Source organism: Mastigocoleus testarum BC008, assembly GCF_001456025.1.
Classification (GTDB): Bacteria; Cyanobacteriota; Cyanobacteriia; order Cyanobacteriales; family Nostocaceae; genus Mastigocoleus; species Mastigocoleus testarum.
This window is the reverse complement of sequence record NZ_LMTZ01000096.1, coordinates 52,046-71,077: the sequence shown is the minus strand read 5'-3', so window position 1 is coordinate 71,077 and position 19,032 is coordinate 52,046. Positions and strand designations below refer to the sequence as shown.

The window sequence follows — 19,032 nt, the reverse complement described above, 5'->3', positions numbered from 1 at the left end:
TTCTAGTAAGAGCGAGCAAATTAAAAAATCTAGTCTTAGTTAAGTTCTGAAGCGTTTGCTACTAGAGGTTCAGATTTTCCATAGCCATAGGGTTCTGCAATCACAATAGGAAGTTGTTCTTCAAAATTTTCTACAGGTGGTGGTGAAGAAACTAACCATTCCAAACCAATTGCACGCCAAGGGTTATCCGATGCTTTCTTACCGTCAATCCAAGAACTTATAACATTAAGCAAAAATGGTAGGATAGACATTCCCAACAAGAATCCACCAATACTAGCAATGACATTCCAAAATGCAAATTCTGGATCGTAGGAAGCTACTCTACGAGGCATTCCTTGCAATCCTAAGGGGTGCATAGGGAAAAAATTGAGGTTTGCACCAATAAAAGTTAACCAGAAATGCAGTTTACCCAAACCTTCGTAATACATCTTTCCAGTCATCTTTGGAAACCAGTGGTAAATAGCAGCATAAATCCCCATTACCGTAGCGCCATAAATAACGTAGTGAAAGTGACCAACTACAAAGTAAGTATTATTGACATGAATATCAACGGGAACTGCAGCCAGCATAATACCAGTGATACCCGAAAACACAAACATTACTAAGCCACCCAAAGCAAATAACATGGGCGTATCTAGTCGTAATTTACCTCCCCAAATTGTTGCTACCCAGGCAAAAACTTTAATACCTGTTGGTACAGAAATTAACATTGTGGAGAACATAAACAGCATTCGCATCCAGCCAGGAGTACCACTAGCAAACATATGGTGAACCCAGACTACAGCGCTCAAACCAGTGATGATCAAGGATGAAACTGCTACCACCTTGTAACCAAATAAAGGTTTACGAGCATAAACTGGAAATATTTCCGAAAAAATCCCGAAAATTGGCAGTATGATTACGTAAACAGCTGGATGGGAATAAAACCAAAATAAATGTTGATATAAAACTGGATCGCCACCTTTCGCAGCGTCAAAAAAAGTTGTTCCTACAGTCAAATCAAACAACAACATAATTGCCCCTGCGGTTAGTGCAGGTAATCCAAATAACTGAATCATCTGGGCACTTAATACCGTCCATACGTAAGCAGGCATCCGAAAAAAGCCCATTCCTGGAGCCCTCATCCGGAAAATTGTTGTAACAATATTAACTGCACCTAAAATTGAAGATATCCCCGATAATGCTACGGCTAATAACCATAGGAATTGTCCGTTAACTAGATTTCCAGTAGGATTTTGGGTACTAACCGGTGGATAAGACCACCAACCAGCTTGGGCTGCACCGCCAGGTACTAAAAAGCTGCCCATAAGTATAATTCCAAATACCGGAACCATCCAAAAAGCAACAGCATTCAGACGAGGAAACGCCATATCCCGCGCCCCAATCATTAAAGGTACGAGGTAGTTCGCCAAACCAGCTAGTACTGGAAAAGTCCACATAAACAGCATGACCGTACCATGCATGGTAAACATGGCGTTATAAATAGTGCGGTCTACCAAGTCAGATTCTGGGGTAATCAGTTCACCCCGAATAATCATGGCGAAAATTCCACCGATGAGGAAAAAAATAAAAGCAGTAACAGTATATTGAATACCAATAACTTTATGGTCAGTACTGAAGCTAAAGTAAGTTTTCCAGGTGGTTGGAGGATGATGATGTTTCTCACTTATAACCCCGGTATTTTTGCGCTGAGTGCCTGTCATTAACTAAATTCCTTCTGATTAGAGGATAAAAATTAATCTTTCTAGAACACGGATGACACTGAGAACACGGAAGAGGCATTTGAAAGAGTTATTACGTTATATTCGCAATGTCCCATGCCCTATGCCCAATCCCCACTAATCGTGATAATTAACCACTGGAGGTTGTGCTGGTTTAACTGTCACCCAACCACTATTAATTGCTTGATTTGATTTGCGAGTATATTCAGATGCTGCTTGATTGAATGCAGGAGATGGTTCGCGTTGAGAAGCAAGTTCGAGCCATTGTTGATATTTTTCTGGAGATTCAACAACCACATCAGCCTGCATGGCTGCAAAATAAGTCCCACTATATTGGGAATCCCTTAACCTATATTTGCCCTCAAGAATAGGGGTAAACTCAAAATTAATTATTTCGTTCGGAATCACATCTTGCTTGACTCGAAATGCAGGAATATAAAAGCCATGTATGACATCCTCTGACCTAAGAGTTAGATAAGCACGCTGGTTTACAGGTAAATGTAATTCGGTACTACTAATATTTTGTTCTGGGTAGTTAAACACCCAAGCCCATTGTTTGGCTGTCACTTGGATCGCGAGGTTTGACTGAGGAGCAACTTGGTTTGTTTTTGATATTTCTGAAGTTTCAGAAATCGGTTCAGCAATCGCCGACTTCATACCCATTGACATATGGTGATGTTCCATTGGACCAAGAATCGACATTTGGTCATAGATTTGGTAGCTATAAAGCGCTATCCACAAAACCAAGACAAAAGGAATTGCTGTCCAAACAATTTCCAAGGTGATATTACCCTCTATGGGAGGACCATCACTCATATCATATTTGGCCGCACGGTGGAAAATAACTGAATATGTTAGTGCTCCAGTCACACCAAGAAATATAAATGCGCCCAAGGTGACCAAAAAACTAAATAGACGATCAACCAGTATGGATTCTGCTGCAGCTTCAGGAGGAAGCCAAGAGTAAGCCTGTTGTCCAATCCAAAAACTAACAACAGCAAGAATAATGGCGCTTGTAACCAGTATTAAAATATTGTGGGTTTTCATAAAAATAGGGATTGGGGATAGCACTGCGTGCCGCCTTGCGGCATATAGGGACTGGCGACTGGCGATTGGGAATTGAGGAATAACATTACTCCTTACTCATTACTTATTACTTATTACTCATTACTTATTACTTATTACTCATTACTCATTACTCATTACTTATTACTCATTACTCATTTCAATAAAACATTAGGGTCTTGCCCCAATCGCAGTAAGTTATCTGCTGTATTATGAACGCCAAACTCTGCTGCAAGCTGGGCTCCCAGCGTCCCGTGGACATACATAATGAACATGATAAACAGCCCTACAAGGAGATAACTCCACTGGACTTGTCGAGAGGTATCTTTACGCCACAAATAACGCTGAAATCCTCGCCATATAGTCATTCCAATAATCATTGCTAATAAAACAACACCTCCTACTCCATGCCACAGCATCGTTTCCATCGCTTCCAATCCCCAAGCACTTTTAACCTCTGTTTGGGGTTGCGCCAACATAATTTCGTAGAAGCCTGCTGCAACCGTAAAAAAAGTAATAATAGCTGCGGCTAGCATGTTGTACCAGCCAACATCAAATAAGCCCGAACGAGTTGCAGGAATAGCAAAAAATTTAAATACTGGTTTTTCTAAAGGGAAAAAAACACCCACGAAATCAAAAGCGATCGCAATGATAAATAGACCAAGGGTCAGATGTACCAGATTAGGATGAATCGGAATGGTGTAGGGTAGTCCGTTTGGACCTAAAGTTAACTGCTTAATTAGTTCTGAGTTCATTTATTTGCAAGACCCCCTTTTATAAGACTCCCTCTTTTATCGCTTCCACAACTGGGACTGTATGTAGTCCATATACCCAAACCAGTTCGTCTCCCAGATATACCTGGAAAAAGACCAAAATCGTTAACAGTAATCCCACTCCCAGGTAAGACATTGGTATCTTTTTCGGATCGCGCAAGCGAATTACATAACGCCAAGCTGTAATGGCTGCAATGATTCCAGAAAGCGACCAACCAATAAGGGTATGTAAATTCAGTACTGGTTCAACAGCATCATAAGCTTGTGCTAGACCGGCTTCAATTTGACCGAAAATAATGGCAATGAAGATAGAAACCGTAGCGAAAAACATATTCCACCAACTCACCTCCAAGAGACGAGAATTAGCACTAAAATAGCCGATTAAATCGCAGATAAAAGCAAATAAAACCATTGCAATCACAAAGTGAACAACAATGGGATGAATAGTATCCGGGTATGGTAGATTATGGTCATTTAAAGCTGGAAGAAGATTTTCAAACATTGTGTTCCTCTCTACATATCCGGTAACTTATGCGCGTATATTTACGATTTGATAATAGCAATATTATATTCATTAAAAACTTTATTTATTAGTGTAATGTATTCAACTAAAACTAATATTTTCTCTATGAGCTTAAGTTATATTTGAGGATTTTCCCAGCATTTATGTGTTTGACCAATCGTCATCCTTTAAATTATGACGAACTGTCTTTTGAGATTAGTTAGTTATCTATATAGAATAATCTTTGAACAATAATAAAAATCCTCTATACGCCTTGTAAATGTAATGTATACCTGTAAAAATCATCAGTTCATGACACAGCATATAGTGAGGCGATTGGAAAATTATTTCCAACAGTTTGGGGTATTGTATTACTTACTGTCATCGTTCTCCTGATGATCTTACTTATTGATAATTCATGCTTGAAATCTTTCGTGTTCGAAATAACTAAATAAATCTACTAATTAGCGATAGAGCTATTGATAACTTACGTGATATTTTCTCTAAATAAAAATAATTTTGTAGTTACGATTTTCCACATTATTAAGTATAACTTGAAGATGAATTTTTATTATTGTTGACCCAAATCCAAATCATTATTTTGCACTCAATAAAATTTGAATGGACTGTCAATACATTAAATATTTTATTGTTTAGGGTGCTGCAATGCAAAACTTAAATTACCACTATAATTAATGATATAGCCTTCCTGTTTGATTTATGAACAGATAAATACTGTAAAGATGTGGCATGATGACTTTGCGCTCATGCTTCACTAACGCATCTCTACAATTTTGATTTTTACCACATCAATGATGTAGGATTGCTATTTTAAACTTAAAAAGCAAATACTTATTGTTAGGACTTACGCACTCACAACCTACAAATAAGAATTTGGGATTACTTGCTAGCCTTGTAATAACGTAAATTCATTATCCGTGGTAAGTCCTGATTGTCTAAGAGCAAAATACTTTTATTTTGAGAATTCCTGTTTTACGTCGCAGCATAAAATAATATCATTACGTCAGAACTTACAGTCACAGCAAAAAGTTATTTTATGGCAGATTCATTGATGTATCAGGAGGATAATTTTGTTGTCCTCGAAACTAACGAAACAGAAAAATTCCTTACAGCCCCAGAGTTACAAGAAAAACTTGAGGGAATTTTGCAGCAAATAAAATCTGAAGATTTACCTGCAGAACTACAAAGATTTGATTCTATTCAAGCTCAAGCAAAACATTTACTCGATACTAGTTGCGAGTTAGATCTTGGTCCAGATCGATATTTACAGTGGTACGCAGTTCGTCTAGAAAAATAAATTCGTGTTTATTATGCGTAGGGACGCACCAATGTGCGCCCCAGATAGTGGAATATTTTTCAGCACTCTACAGCAATAATTGATTCTGATTCTCCACACAAGATCTAATTTGTAGTGGTTGAATTTGTATTGGGAGTTATCGCGATCGCATTTAGGGAGTAAAAGATAAATGAAAGCTTACGGGAGCACTTTTACTTTCTCCTCTAAAACCGAGGCTATATCGTTTTCTCACAAATAATGCTTTCATTCCTTGTGTGTAGGGTTCCAACAAAGCTTTCTCTTCAGGAGTGACATAGTTTTCTAACTCTGAGGCTAAAACATCACACCATTTTTCGGTTAATTTCCAATCTATACCCAAAGCTTCAACCACAGCGATACATAAAGGAAGTAATTCTCTTTCTATGGAGTTGAGACTCGATTCTAAACAACAAAGTAGTATGTAAGCCTGAAACATATTTAGATCTCTCAAGCTAGAGTGGATCACACCAGCTTCAGTTAAAGTTCCTCTACGACTGCGACTGTCTGGTAGTAATTCTATTAATTTACGATAAACAGACTTGGCAATTTGTGGTGCAGCAGGTAGGATTTTTTCTAAAAGATTCAGCTGCGGGGTATTGATTTCATGCTTAGCAGCAGCAACACAAACCCGATACCAAGGCATAACAACGTGTTCTTCCAAAAATTTTAAATAGGGACTTATTAGTAATTTTTCTGACGCTTCCAATTCCTTCAAAATTAACTGGTTAGTAAAATTCAAATGGGTAGTCATAAAACCCAGACATCGCCAATCTCCAGATGCGATGTGTTGTTCTTGATATATCAGTAATATTGGCTCTAACGAATATGCCAAACTATCAACTTCTGGAATACCTACATATTTCAGTCTTTGATCTGGAGATAATTCTACACTTGATGGTTCTACACTTGATGATTCTACACTTGATAAATTATCCACAAGGGATTGCTTCTGATAAATTTCCAGCAATTTGCGATAAATCCGAAAAGAAAATTCAGTAACTCGACTTGCTTCATTGATATCTAAGACATTCGGGATATAGTCATAAAGCTTTTCTGTGTACATCCACCCCGTTTGACAGTTTGCATTCAAAATTTTGTCTTGTAATTTTTTTACTGTTAGGTTTCGACCCTCTAGTGAATCTGCATCAATCAACGAATTGTAGTCTAAAATATTTCTCTGTAATAAAGGTGATAGGTCGTGGGTATAGCGCTGTTGCCAAAGTTTAAGTAAGCGTTCAACTGACGGAGTTCTGAAATCGCGAACAGCTTTTAGCATCGATTTTTCCTTGATTGAAAAGACTAACTTAGTAAGTTGCTTTTAGCACAATGTTTACAATAAATTAGCAAAAACAGCACAAGTGTGCTACTGAGCAACAGAATTACAAAGACGGTTTACCTAGAAGCAATTCTGATATATACAAATGCCAACGTATATCTTTGGATACACTACGGGCTTAGGTATTTTATGCATGAAATACATCGCTACAACAAAGCAAACCCATCTATATAAATTTTATAATTTATCGGTATAAAAATAGATTTATTATTTAGTATAAAAATTTTTCATTTTAAATTCGCTATCTTAAAGCTCTCCAGGTATAGGATTTTTTTTATAAATGATGTTCCAACAAAAATAGCTACAACCATAGAGAAATTTTTTTTAACAGTAAATACAAAGGAAAGTAAATACAAAAATCCTTCTTCGCTTACGAGTTCAAAGTGATACATCAAACTTTGAATTTAGCTTAGAAGGTTTTAAATTAAAATCTATAATTTAGTTTATATCAGTTTATGTCTACAAATTTGCTGCCAAAATGGCAACTATTTGGTTTTTCACACTTTCTTTGATAGTATCTTAGCTGTGATTGAATGAGTGTAATCAATTTCTCAAATGACTGCAATACATTCGATTTCGACTAAAACATCTTTTGGTAAACGCGAAACTTCAACGCAAGCACGAGCAGGTGCAGTTTCTTCGTCAAAATATTTCGCGTAAACAGTATTCACAGCAGCAAAATCATTCATATTTGCCAAAAATACACCGGTTTTGACAACATTATGAAAATTAGCTCCGGAAGCTTCTAAAATTGCTTTAATATTTTCCATTACCTGCTGTGTCTGAGTTGATACATCATCCAGACCGACTATTTCTCCTGTAGCAGAATTGAGGGGGATTTGTCCAGCAACAAATAGCATTTTTCCCGCGACAGCGATCGCTTGATTATAGGGTCCAACAGGTGCTGGTGCGTTAGGTGTGCGAATAATTTCTTTATCCATTTTTTTCCTTTGTATTAGTATACTTTACCTAATATTTGTTCACATTCCCACCCAATATTTATTAATATTTTTTCTTGCGATTACCAATACTCTATGTAGTTGATTGTGATGTATCCTATAGAAGTTGTAGTACTAATTTTATAGAAAGGTATCGAGTTCATAGAATCATATTCATTGAAGCAAAAAGTTCGAGAAGACCCAAAAAATCAAAATCAATAAATCAAAGAAATCAAGAAAAGCAAAAAATTAATTATCCTAACCTTGGTCTTATCCTATTATTTCGGTAAAGCCAATAATCGTACAAAATTCGATCGTGATCGAAACACAAATTTGTTGGTACTTGCCAAGGTTCAAAAATGCCTAAGTTTTTTGCATCATCACCAGCTTTTGCTTCACCTTGTGCAGTAGCGATAAAAACTATACTTATAGTATGTTTGCGACGATCGCGTTCTGGGTTGGAATATACCAGAAATTGTTCGATTAGCTCCACTTCTAGACTAGTTTCTTCTAAAGCTTCTCGACGTGCAGCTACTTCTACTTGCTCGCCATAATCAACAAAACCACCCGGTATCGCCCAACCAAATGGTGAATTTTGTCTTTCAATTAAAATTATTGGTCGGTGTGGTCGATCGATGAGTTCAATAATAATATCGACAGTGGGAATTGGGTTACGATAATTCATAACTTATGTTTTATATCCTAGTAATCTGTATCTCACAATTTATGTCTCATAAGCTATGTTTGATCAGCTATCTTGGATAAGCTATGTTCCATAATTTATCGCAGTAGCAAAAATTTGACTATATCTATTTTTTTCCCTTTTTTTCTTGAGACCAAAACATAATATCCTTACTAACATGTAGTTACAATATGTAATACTCATAGCAAATTTTCACCGCTCTAACCAAGAATATAGATAATTAAAAACGGTGGTTCAAAAATTAATTTTTTAATTAACTGCTTAGTTAAACGTTTAAAATTAATAGTTAAAAATTTTAACAGTTGAGAATTAGCAGTTTAAAGCAAATAAATATCTCTTATGATAAATTCGGTTGATGTGTCGTTCTTATACTAACAGTCTTATAGCTTAGATTTATTTATGCCTTTTCCTAGATCCAGTGGAATTTTACTTCACCCTACCTGTTTCCCCAGTCGCTTCGGTATTGGCGACTTAGGTGCAGATGCTTATCGCTTCATCGATTTTCTGCAACAAAGTAATCAACAATACTGGCAGATTTTACCTTTAGGACCGACAGGTTATGGTAATTCGCCTTATATGTGCTACTCTGCCATTGCTGGTAACCCCCTTTTAATTAGCCCTGAAAAGTTAAAGGATGAGGGTTTATTAACAGAAGAAGATTTTGATAATCTACCTGCATTTCCTGGAGATAGGGTAGATTATGAATTAGTTGTGGATACTAAAATCCCTTTATTACAAAAAGCCTGTAATAATTTTAAGCATCATGCTTCGCCAGAAAAAAACCAAGAATTTGCCGATTTTTGCAGCGATAAGTCTTCTTGGCTAGATGATTTTGCCTTATTCATGGCACTAAAAGATCGTAATGAAGGTGCCAGCTGGCATACTTGGGAAACAGAGATTGCTCGTCATGAGACAGAAGCGATTCAAAAAGTTCAAGAAGAATTATCTGAAAGTATTTTTTACTACAAGTTTGTTCAGTATGAATTTTTCCGTCAGTGGTCGGAACTGAAAAATTATGCTAACGAACGGGGTGTGAACATTATCGGTGATATTCCCATTTATGTCGCACATGATAGCGCTGATGTCTGGGCAAATCGAGATATTTTTTCTCTGGATGAAGAGACAGGAGAAGCCGCACAAATGGCTGGGGTACCACCGGATTACTTTAGCGAAACCGGACAATTGTGGGGTAACCCCGTTTACGATTGGGAAGCTTTACAAGAACAAGATTTTGATTGGTGGGTAAAACGCTTTGAAGCGATGCTTGACTATGTCGATATTATTCGCATCGATCACTTTCGGGGATTTGAGGCGTTTTGGTCGGTACCCCAAGGTGAAGAGACTGCAGTTAATGGGGAATGGGTGAAAGCACCAGGAGATGAATTATTTGAAACTATCCGGCAAAAGTTAGGTAAATTACCAGTACTAGCAGAAGATTTAGGAACAATTACCCCAGAAGTACTTGCATTGAGAGATAAATTCGAGTTTCCGGGAATGAAAGTTTTACAGTTTGCTTTTGGTTCCGACCCGACTAACCCTTATTTACCTTTCAATGTGCCCCAAAATTGTGTGATTTACACGGGAACTCACGATAATGACACAAGTATTGGTTGGTACAATACAGCTTCAGATTGGGAAAAACGTAACCTATGGCTTTATTTAGGAAGCATTAGTCCTGATGGGGTTCATTGGGATTTAATTCGCCTAGCTTTAAGTTCTGTGGCGAATCAAGCGATTATTCCTTTACAAGATATTTTGAGTTTATCTACTCAAGCACGCATGAATGTTCCTTCTAAGGGTGAAGGTAATTGGGAATGGCGTTATTATGCTGAGGCTTTAAATGAAGAGTTGAGCGATCGCCTGAAAAATCTGACTGTTTTATTTGGACGCGCTCCTGAGAACAGTTAACAGTTAACAGTTATCAGTTATCAGTTATCAGTTAACAGTTATCAATTATCAGTTAACAGTTAACAGTTAACGGTGATTAACAAAAATGCTGTAAGTCCCCAACTATAAGACAGTTTAGTTGGGGTAGTTTATTCCACAGACTCATAATCCAATACAGTTCAGTTAAGGTTGAACCATGATTATTTTGGGCGTGTAGAGACGTTGCAGAGCCTGCGGCGTCGGCGTTAGCCTCTGCAACGTCTCTACCAACCGTATTTAATCATAATCCACTTAAAATAATTCCGTCTTTGGCTCGCATGTACAGCACTGGTGTTGCAAAGTCCCGTGTATTGAGTCCACATTCCATAGAAATTGCATTCCGAGTTTTCTGGATTGCTGCATCTATGGGATAACCTAGTGCTAAAGTACGATAAAATTCGTCTGCAAAAAGTTTTGCTGTGTTGTCGAAAATAGAATACTGCATTGCTATTACTGCGGGTATTCCCCGACGCACTAGGTTTGGTGCTGTACCCCTCATCGCTTGATTTGAAGCTACTTTTGCTCCTTGACAGGAATTTAGAATAACTAATCCCACATTATGACTACCTAAAAAGAAGTTAGCGAAGTTTTCATCATCCATATATTTCGCTTTTCTTGCTTCATCTACAAGAATGATGTAACCTTTGTTATTCTCAAATTCACCATGACCGATAAAGTGAAACACATCGTAATGCTTCTCATTTAGCTTTTGCTGGATTTCTCGTCTCGTTGCTGTTTGTAAGATATCTAACTCAATGTTTTTTGTTTCTATGTGTGTTTTTAAGGCTTCTTGAATTAGTTTTTCTTCTCCAGCAACGTCTAATGTGGCTAAGTCAGTGGGGGTGGAAATGACTAATAGGACTTTCAGAGGTAAACTAACGGCTTTTAGATCGCTTTTTCTTAAGGGAAGATCGATATAACGAGAAAGAACGGTTTCGGTGTTGTTTCCTAAAAAAGTGTTGGTATCTTCGTCGTAGAGGAATTCCCAAGGTAGAGAAGCTAATTCGGGCGATTCAAATATTAGACGTAAGCGGACGCTTTCTTTTTTTGTTTGTGCGCTTGCTAATGTAGCGTGGAATCGAGCGTTAATTTTATCGGGAAAGAGTGCTTGGTAAAGCTCGTGACCTAGTGCTTTGAGCAGTTCTGTATCTGTCTGATTGAGTTCGACTAGTTTTAATGTCAGTTTTATTTTATTGATATCTAATAATAATTGGTTTTTAACTTCCCCTTGTTCTGAGGAAGCACGAATATAATGATTTTTATCAACTATGATTTGAAAATCCTGGTAATTAATTTGAGTTTGATTTTGAATTTGATTTTGTTTACATAATTGTTTATCTAATAAAACTTGTTGCGATTGCTTTTCAGAGTCTGACTCAGATGTATTAGGACTTAAAGTATTAGAAGTTAAATCTTTTACCCATTCTTGAAATAGACGAGAACCTAATATGTAAGATTCATCATCTAGTAGGTGAATTACACCGGTACCAGCCATTACTTCTAATGCTTCTGATACTTTAAATCGGCTGAAACTTGTATTTTTTGCTAAATCCTTGGGGGTCGCTTGGCGTTGTTCGATTAAGGTACAGTAAATTTTGCGTTCGTCTTCACTAAAGCAACCAGAGAGGTGTTCGGTGTTCCACCAGGAAGAGAAATCTTTATCGTGATGCTGTAATAATTTGTTGATGAGATGAGTATCTAAGCATTGCTGCTCAAGCTCAAATTGCTGGTTGGAGTCAAAAATCATGTTGAGCAATTGTTGGATCAAGTAGGGATGACATCCAGACCATTCGATAATTTGTGCGATCGCGTCTTCACTCAAAAAAATTTTTTCTTTTTCGGTGTCATAAGTCTGCAACATGTGCGAAATGCGGTCACATACCAATTTTCTGGTATCTTCTTCACTTAATGTGGTTAACCATTCAATTTCTGCTATATTCAATAATGGCGAACCGACGCGTTGCTGATATTCTTTTAAGTCTCGGTAACCGGAAAGTAACAAACCTAAAGCTGATTTGATGGCGATGTCGGTATCTTTCAAACCCCGTAGATAAGACCAAGCATCAGTAGCCCAAGTTTGACGGACAATGAATTCAGCACCATCAATCAGGAAGCAGACGCCTTGAAAGTTTAATTCTTTTTGTTTTCGTAGTTCTTCTTTTGTTTTTAAGAAAGCGAGTCGAAAGTTATCGTTGTTTAACCGTTTTTCGGTATCGGAATTATTACTGTTACAATTAATACCTAAACTTGAGAGGAAATTCAAAGTAACTTCAGCACCCTTAACTTGATTGAGAAACTCGGGGTACATTTGGTTAATGTATGTTACAGGAATTTCTCGCCAGCGTTCCATTGCTTCTCGGAGTCTGGCGATCAGGATATAACGTAGATTATCTAAGTCTTTAGGTTGTTCTAGCTTGAGATCGATTAATACCGGGAAAGCACGACGAAAATATTTAGAATTGGGATTGCGATCGGGATTATTATTAGGATCGAGCAAGTTCCATTCGACAGCACGTAAGGCGCTGGTTTTACCCAAACGTCTTCCACCTAAGAGTATCCGCACCTGAAAGGGGAATTTGAGCATGGTATGAATTAATTCACTACGTCCAAAGAAGTAGGAGGGTTCTGTTATGGGGGTGCGGTAATTGTCAAAAGGACGTTCTCCTACGGAATCGTACATTGCTCAATTTCCTCTTCTGTCATCTGCATGTAGATCCACCTTGATAAGAGAGGAATTCGGATATGGTAAAGTTCGTTACTTTGAGCTTCTTGGGTTTGAATTTCTGAATCTTCCACTTTTAGTTCTTCAACTTCCTCCTCATATAACAATCCAACACTTATCAGCCAATTGCAAGCATTTAATAACCGGTTGGTTGTAAATTGGCTTTTTAGTTGGTTAAATAAGGCTGTTTGTGTTATTTTCCGATGTGAATCTTCGTTACAGGCGATGCATTGCAGCACAGCAATAGCAACTTGAAAGTTGCGTTTCTCTAAATCTTCCCAAATACTTTTTTCTAGATAATTTTTTAACTGACCTCTTTGGGTTAAGGTTTTCTTTAAATATTTTTCTACCATTCCCCACTCAATGAGCATGTTATTGTTTTGATGAGGTAAGTCCTGCTTATTTTTAATCAAATATGGTTCAGATAAACCTGAATTTCTTGGTAGAGACGTTGCATGCAACGTCTCTACAGCGTTATTTGTTTCAAAAGAATTCTTAACTGAACTGTATTGATCTTTAATTTTATTTGTGAGAAAACGGGCAATTTGACGAGAAACGAAGGGATGTCCGCCACTTTGGTAATGGATTTGTTGGGGTGTAGCTGCATCAAACTCTAAACCCATTAATTTACCAAGATTTACCAACATCTCTTGGGTTTCTTCCTCTGAGAAAGGTGGTAAAAATATTTCTTTGAAGAAGCTAAAAACTGGGTTTGTTGCAACTCCTGCTTGCGTCCAGGAATTAATCCGATTGCAATCGGGATGTACGTCAGCAACCAGTAATGAAATTTTCTTTTCTTGACATAATACTCGCAACGCTCCAAAAAAAGCATTGAATTCTTCAGCTTTTTCGCGATCATGTTCTGGTGTGGGAATAATTCTTTCTACTTCGTCTAAAAAGCACGGGATGGGTAGTTTATATTTCTTTTGGTTGTGATATTTTGTTTGGTTTTGGATCACACTGACATATTCATTCACCCGTTGAATAAATTCAGTTGTTAACTCAGCAGCAGGTTGCTCTCGAGGAAATGGTGCAAATTGGGGAAAGGGAGTTTCACTTTCTAAGCTAGATAAACCATCAATAATCTTGTTAAATAAATCCACAGCGTAACGAGAACCGCCATAGCTTTGCAAATCAATATGTATGATTGGATATTCCCGCAACATAAAACCCAATTGGATCAAAACTGAGGTTTTACCTGATTTACGCAATCCAAAAAGCCCTAATGCTTGATGTCTTAGTAGTTCTTCTCCTAAGCGTTGTAAGATTTCTGTACGACCGAAAAATGATAATGTGTCAGTAATGGCATTGCGATCATCAAAGAAGTCAGCATGTTGGAGATATCGATCAATATACTCATCCAGCAAGCCAATACAATTGTCTTTATCGCTTAAGGCTTTTTCCACTGATGTGATGGGAATGGGAATTAAGAGAAAATTATCCCGCAACCGCACCTTAGCAATTTCCATTCTGGCTGCAGGATCTGGAGGAATTTTGTAGATTAGTAAGCCAGCTTTGGGCGATCGCTCTGTTGTTATTTCTGTTTCTGCTGTCGATTCTGCTTTCAATTGTTGGGAAAGTTTTACCAAATGACTAATATCTTCATCTGTTGGGGTATCGATCGCGATCGCAACCGGGAAAGGCGCATAATTCCTCAAACTGCTTTCGATATTTTCAATGGTCAGGTATAGTTTTTGCTCCCGTTTGACCGTCGCATCGACCTGTTCTAAAAATTTTGCTACTAAATCTAAATACTGGGTTTTTTGTTCGTGTTGTTGTAATAATGACTTTACTTTTGCACCTTGCGTCCATTTTAGGGGTAAGCGCAACTGTAATAACTGAACAAACTTATCGCTTAATGTATGGTCTTTGCTGTTAGCAGCATAATCGATAATTCTTTCTCGCAGTTCAACTGCATAATCTAAAGGAAGTAAATTAGCTAATAATAAATAAACGCCGCGAAACCTAGGGTCACTAATGTGTTTTTGAATCCGTTCTTGAACTGCTTTATCTGCACCGCGAAAGTTTTGTACCAAGAAGAATTCCATAATTTTATCGTGGCGAAAATACCAGGTTTTCTCTGGTTCCCCTTTGTCACTCTCCCACTGACGACTGATAACCATCTTATATTTTTCATTTCCCAAGCATACTAATTCCGAACCAAATTCCTTGCTGGGTATAATGGTTTCGTCATACAATCGCATTTGATAAACAGCTTCAGAAAACCTTTTTAAAGGAAATTCCCGCTGATATTCTCGCTGATATTCAGCCGCCATCAGTTGATATTGTTGTTCTTGCAGGCGGAATAAATTTGGTTGCTGTCCTTGTGATAGCATCAGGGCAACCAAAGTTAAATCCATTGGGTTAGAAAGAATTCGCTTGGTTGCTGCTAAATCTTCTGGGGATTGTTGTTCGTTGAAAGCTTCCGCAAGATAGTTTGAACAAGCTTGGTCATATTGTGTAAATGATGCGTTAACTCCTTTGTCTTCTCCAGTCCCCAGTCTCCAATCCCCAATCGTCTCACCACGCAACAGCAAAAATTGCTCAATCTGTTCGCGTTCTAAAGGCTGCAATTCGTATTTCTTCGCAGTGGAAGGCGGTATCCAGTCTAGGGGCTGGGTTGTCATAATTATATTGCCCCGGAAATAGCTTTCTGCAAACTGGGAAATTTTTGCTCGAGTGTCTGCTGTAACTTCGTTGAGTCCGTCGATGCAGATATCTAAGGCTCCATTGTAAATCAGGTTTTTTAGGAACTTGAAATCATTTACTTGTTCTTTTAATTTGGCAGAAATTGCCTTGATTACCCCTTTATCACACTTTTGAGCGGGGAGATAAACAAGAATACGCTGGGAATTATTCGCTAAATGGCGCAGAAACATTGATTTACCCAAGCCAGATTCACCTTCTAAGACAATTTGTCCTTGAAGACTTGGGATTGCTTGAGTAATTGGTTGAACTTTTGACGTAATATATTTTGGGGAATAGTTATTTACTGTCATTGCGTTCAGCTTGCTGCGGGCTAGTGGAGCGCCAGTGTAGTGAAGCAATCCCCTTAGCATATGGACCTTGCGATTCAAAAACCTACTCGTCATTGCGAACGGAGCGCCAGCGTAGTAAAGCAATCCCCCTAAGATTTCGACCCTGTGATTACTTCCCATGCTCCCAATAACTCTAAATCTCTTATTCCTGCGTAAATCCCGACTTGAATTTAAAATTTGAACACTACCCGGTGGAACCTTCACATAAGATTCTCCAAAATAACCTTGCTCAACGAAATTATCTAATCGTGCATCTGCTAACAGCAAAGGTTTAAATGGTTGTAACAATCTTTCACGGAACCAGGGAACCAAAGTTAGCAGTAAGCCAATATAACCAAAACCAAGAATTCGTCTCAGCCAAGGATTCCATAACAAAGGTGCAAGAACTGGAGTAAATTTGGGGTAAAGAAGAATCAGGGTAAGCCAAATCGCAAGGTGAATCAGGATAATATTTCTGGCAATAAAAAACCATTTCCAAAATTCCAGATCATTAATAACACTATGCACAGTGTCAGCATAGTGAGATCTGCCATCTTTAAGGTTTTTATGGTGACGTTGAAGTAAATTGATGTCCCATGCTTCCCAAGAAACTTTTTTGGAAACCCTAGCAATCTGTCGTGCTAATTCCCGTTGTAAGTCTGGTAGGGAATCACACAGTTTCCAACTTCGTTCAAATAATTTCATGATTTTCCTGCCTTGAGCAACAGTTAAATCATTTGGTGTAGTTTTAACTTTGGGTTTACCAATCCATTTCATTAGAGTTTCTACATCTTGCTCTCCACCACCGATAAAATGGGCTAAAAATCTCAATCGATTAATTTCTGAAGGATAATAATGCACTGCATTCAGAATTTGCACAGTGACCGATAAACCTTGTTTTTCTAACTTTGGTAGTGCTCTTGCTGCGAAATCACGCACAAAAGAGTCAGAATCTTTAAGGAGTAGGGTAATTTGGGGTGCAATTTCTTTCGCTTTCATCTCCCCCAGTGCTGTTGCTGCGGAATTACGCACAGAAGACTTAGAATCTTTAAGAAGTAGGGCAATTTGGGGTGCAAATTCTTTCGCTTTCATCTGCACCAGTGCTGTTGCTGCGGAATTACGCACATAAAACTGAGAATCTTTAAGGAGTAGGGCAATTTGGGGTGCAAATTCTTTCGCTTTCATATTCCCCAGTGCTGTTGCTGCGGAATTACGCACAGAAGACTCAGAATCTTTAAGGAGTAGGGCAATTTGGGGCGCAAATTCTTTCGCTTTCATATTCCCCAGTGCTGTTGCTGCAGAATTACGCGCAGAAGACTCAGAATCTTTAAGGAGTAGGGCAATTTGGGGTGCAAATTTTTTCGCTTTCATCTGCACCAGTGCTGTTGCTGCGAAATAACGCACAGAAGACTGAGAATCTTTAAGGAGTAGGGCAATTTGGGGTGCAAATTCTTTCGCTTTCATCTCCCCCAGTGCTCTTGCTGCGGAATAACGCACAGAAGACTCAGAACTTTTAAGGAGTAGGGCAATTTGGGGTGCAATTTCTTTCGCTTTCATATTCCCCAGTATTGTTGCTGCGAAATAACGCACAGAAGACTCAGAATCTTTAAGGAGTAGGGTAATTTGGGGTGCAATTTCTTTCGCTTTCATCTCCCCCAGTGCTGTTGCTGCGGAATTACGCACAGAAGACTTAGAATCTTTAAGAAGTAGGGCAATTTGGGGTGCAAATTCTTTCGCTTTCATCTCCCCCAGTGCTGTTGCTGCGGAATTACGCACATAAAACTGAGAATCTTTAAGGAGTAGGGCAATTTGGGGTGCAAATTCTTTCGCTTTCATATTCCCCAGTGCTGTTGCTGCGGAATTACGCACGTCCGAGTCAGAATCTTTAAGGAGTAGGGCAATTTGGGGTGCAATTTCTTTCGCTTTCATATTCCCCAGTGCTGTTGCTGCGGAATTACGCACAGAAGACTCAGAACTTTTAAGGAGTAGGGCAATTTGGGGTGCAATTTCTTTCGCTTTCATATTCCCCAGTGCTGTTGCTGCGGAATTACGCACATCCGAGTCAGAATCTTTAAGGAGTAGGGCAATTTGGGGTGCAAATTCTTTCGCTTTCATATTCCCCAGTGCTGTTGCTGCAGAATTACGCACATCCGAGTCAGAATCTTTAAGGAGTAGGGCAATTTGGGGTGCAAATTCTTTCGCTTTTATATTCCCCAGTGCTGTTGCTGCAGCTCTACGGGAAAAGTTCTTTTCTTTTTTATCTTCCTTATCTGGAGGTGATAACTGTTCAAGCAATAGATTCTCAACTTCTTTATAGTTGGGAATTTGGTTTTTGGGATGGTCTAATTTATATGTTCCTAATCTATTTGCAGCTTCCAGCCTTACTACTGCATAAGGGTCTTTTAGCGCTGCTACTATACCTTTCATTTCCCATTCTTTCGGCGGTTTTGGCTTTTCTTCTTGAGCGCTAACCGAGGGTAAGGACAAAGAAATAATTAATAAAAAAGTAACCAAGAAAACCCAAATGGGAGCAACCTTGGGGCGGTGGCAGGAAAATGCAGTCATAAATCATACATATAAATAATTTTATTAACTTGCTTTTATTGTAAAAATTATTGTAAAAAGAATTTTCACTACCACAAATACGCCAGTGCTTCTGGGAGCATCTCAAATTTTGTCATTGCGAGCGTAATGAAATGAAGCGTTCGCGGAGCGCGTCCTCAGCAATCACAAATTCTAGATGTTGCGATTGCTTCATTCTGCTTCGCTGCATTCGCAATGACAAGCTATATTCTCGGTAAATTTTAAAAATTGAGATGCTCCCAGTGGGTCTTGCTCGGTGTTGTAGCAATCATATTTGATTTGTAAATAGATAAATCCCGTAGAGACGTTGCATGCAACGTCTCTACAGAATACATGCAACGTCTCTACAGAGTGGGAATATGAAAATGTATTTGATTCAAATAGAAACCGCTATAGTCGTCATTACAAAT

Annotated in this window: 11 protein-coding genes; 2 read left to right on the top strand and 9 right to left on the bottom strand. The window is 38.3% G+C overall.

All coding sequences use genetic code 11. The features are described from left to right. Nucleotides 1–35 precede the first annotated feature (35 nt). From ctaD to BC008_RS20455, 4 genes are all read right to left on the bottom strand, one after another. Nucleotides 36–1,703, bottom strand: a complete 1,668-nt coding sequence (ctaD, locus tag BC008_RS20470; protein WP_027846006.1) for a cytochrome c oxidase subunit I — start codon at nucleotides 1,701–1,703, stop codon at nucleotides 36–38. A 135-nt stretch (nucleotides 1,704–1,838) separates the two neighbouring features. Beyond that, nucleotides 1,839–2,768, bottom strand: a complete 930-nt coding sequence (locus BC008_RS20465; RefSeq protein WP_027846007.1) for a cytochrome c oxidase subunit II — start codon at nucleotides 2,766–2,768, stop codon at nucleotides 1,839–1,841. A gap of 173 nt (nucleotides 2,769–2,941) precedes the next feature. Continuing rightward, nucleotides 2,942–3,541, bottom strand: coding sequence for a DUF2231 domain-containing protein (locus BC008_RS20460; protein ID WP_027844774.1), 600 nt, complete (start codon nucleotides 3,539–3,541; stop codon nucleotides 2,942–2,944). 19 nt (nucleotides 3,542–3,560) lie between these two features. Continuing rightward, on the bottom strand, nucleotides 3,561–4,061 hold the full coding sequence (locus tag BC008_RS20455) for a DUF2231 domain-containing protein (protein ID WP_027844775.1): 501 nt from the start codon (nucleotides 4,059–4,061) through the stop codon (nucleotides 3,561–3,563). Between the two features lie 1,057 nt (nucleotides 4,062–5,118). On the opposite strand from BC008_RS20455, the gene BC008_RS20450 reads away from it, so the two are divergent. Continuing rightward, nucleotides 5,119–5,379, top strand: coding sequence for a chlororespiratory reduction protein 7 (locus BC008_RS20450; RefSeq protein ID WP_027844776.1), 261 nt, complete (start codon nucleotides 5,119–5,121; stop codon nucleotides 5,377–5,379). Nucleotides 5,380–5,530: 151 nt separating this feature from the next. Here the strand turns inward: BC008_RS20450 and BC008_RS20445 are convergent, their stop codons facing one another. The 3 genes from BC008_RS20445 to BC008_RS20435 form a co-directional block, all read right to left on the bottom strand. Continuing rightward, the gene (locus tag BC008_RS20445; protein WP_027844777.1) at nucleotides 5,531–6,673 is read right to left on the bottom strand and encodes a hypothetical protein; all 1,143 of its coding nucleotides are present in this window, start codon (nucleotides 6,671–6,673) and stop codon (nucleotides 5,531–5,533) included. A 611-nt stretch (nucleotides 6,674–7,284) separates the two neighbouring features. Beyond that, nucleotides 7,285–7,674 (bottom strand): RidA family protein, encoded by a 390-nt coding sequence (locus BC008_RS20440; protein ID WP_027844778.1) that lies wholly within the window; start codon nucleotides 7,672–7,674, stop codon nucleotides 7,285–7,287. A 250-nt stretch (nucleotides 7,675–7,924) separates the two neighbouring features. Then, a complete protein-coding gene (locus tag BC008_RS20435) occupies nucleotides 7,925–8,356 on the bottom strand; it encodes an NUDIX domain-containing protein (RefSeq protein ID WP_027844779.1) in 432 nt (143 codons plus the stop codon). Nucleotides 8,357–8,773: 417 nt separating this feature from the next. Here BC008_RS20435 and malQ point away from each other — a divergent pair, with 417 nt between their 5' ends. Continuing rightward, on the top strand, nucleotides 8,774–10,282 hold the full coding sequence (malQ, locus tag BC008_RS20430) for a 4-alpha-glucanotransferase (protein ID WP_027844780.1): 1,509 nt from the start codon (nucleotides 8,774–8,776) through the stop codon (nucleotides 10,280–10,282). 259 nt (nucleotides 10,283–10,541) lie between these two features. Here malQ and BC008_RS51440 read toward each other — a convergent pair whose 3' ends face one another. Together BC008_RS51440 and BC008_RS52480 are read right to left on the bottom strand one after the other, a co-directional pair. Then, on the bottom strand, nucleotides 10,542–12,980 hold the full coding sequence (locus tag BC008_RS51440; protein ID WP_058183798.1) for a CHAT domain-containing protein: 2,439 nt from the start codon (nucleotides 12,978–12,980) through the stop codon (nucleotides 10,542–10,544). Beyond that, a complete protein-coding gene (locus BC008_RS52480) occupies nucleotides 12,965–18,604 on the bottom strand; it encodes a HEAT repeat domain-containing protein (protein WP_058183797.1) in 5,640 nt (1,879 codons plus the stop codon). Before BC008_RS52480 ends, BC008_RS51440 begins: the two co-directional genes overlap by 16 nt. Between the last annotated feature and the right edge of the window lie 428 nt (nucleotides 18,605–19,032).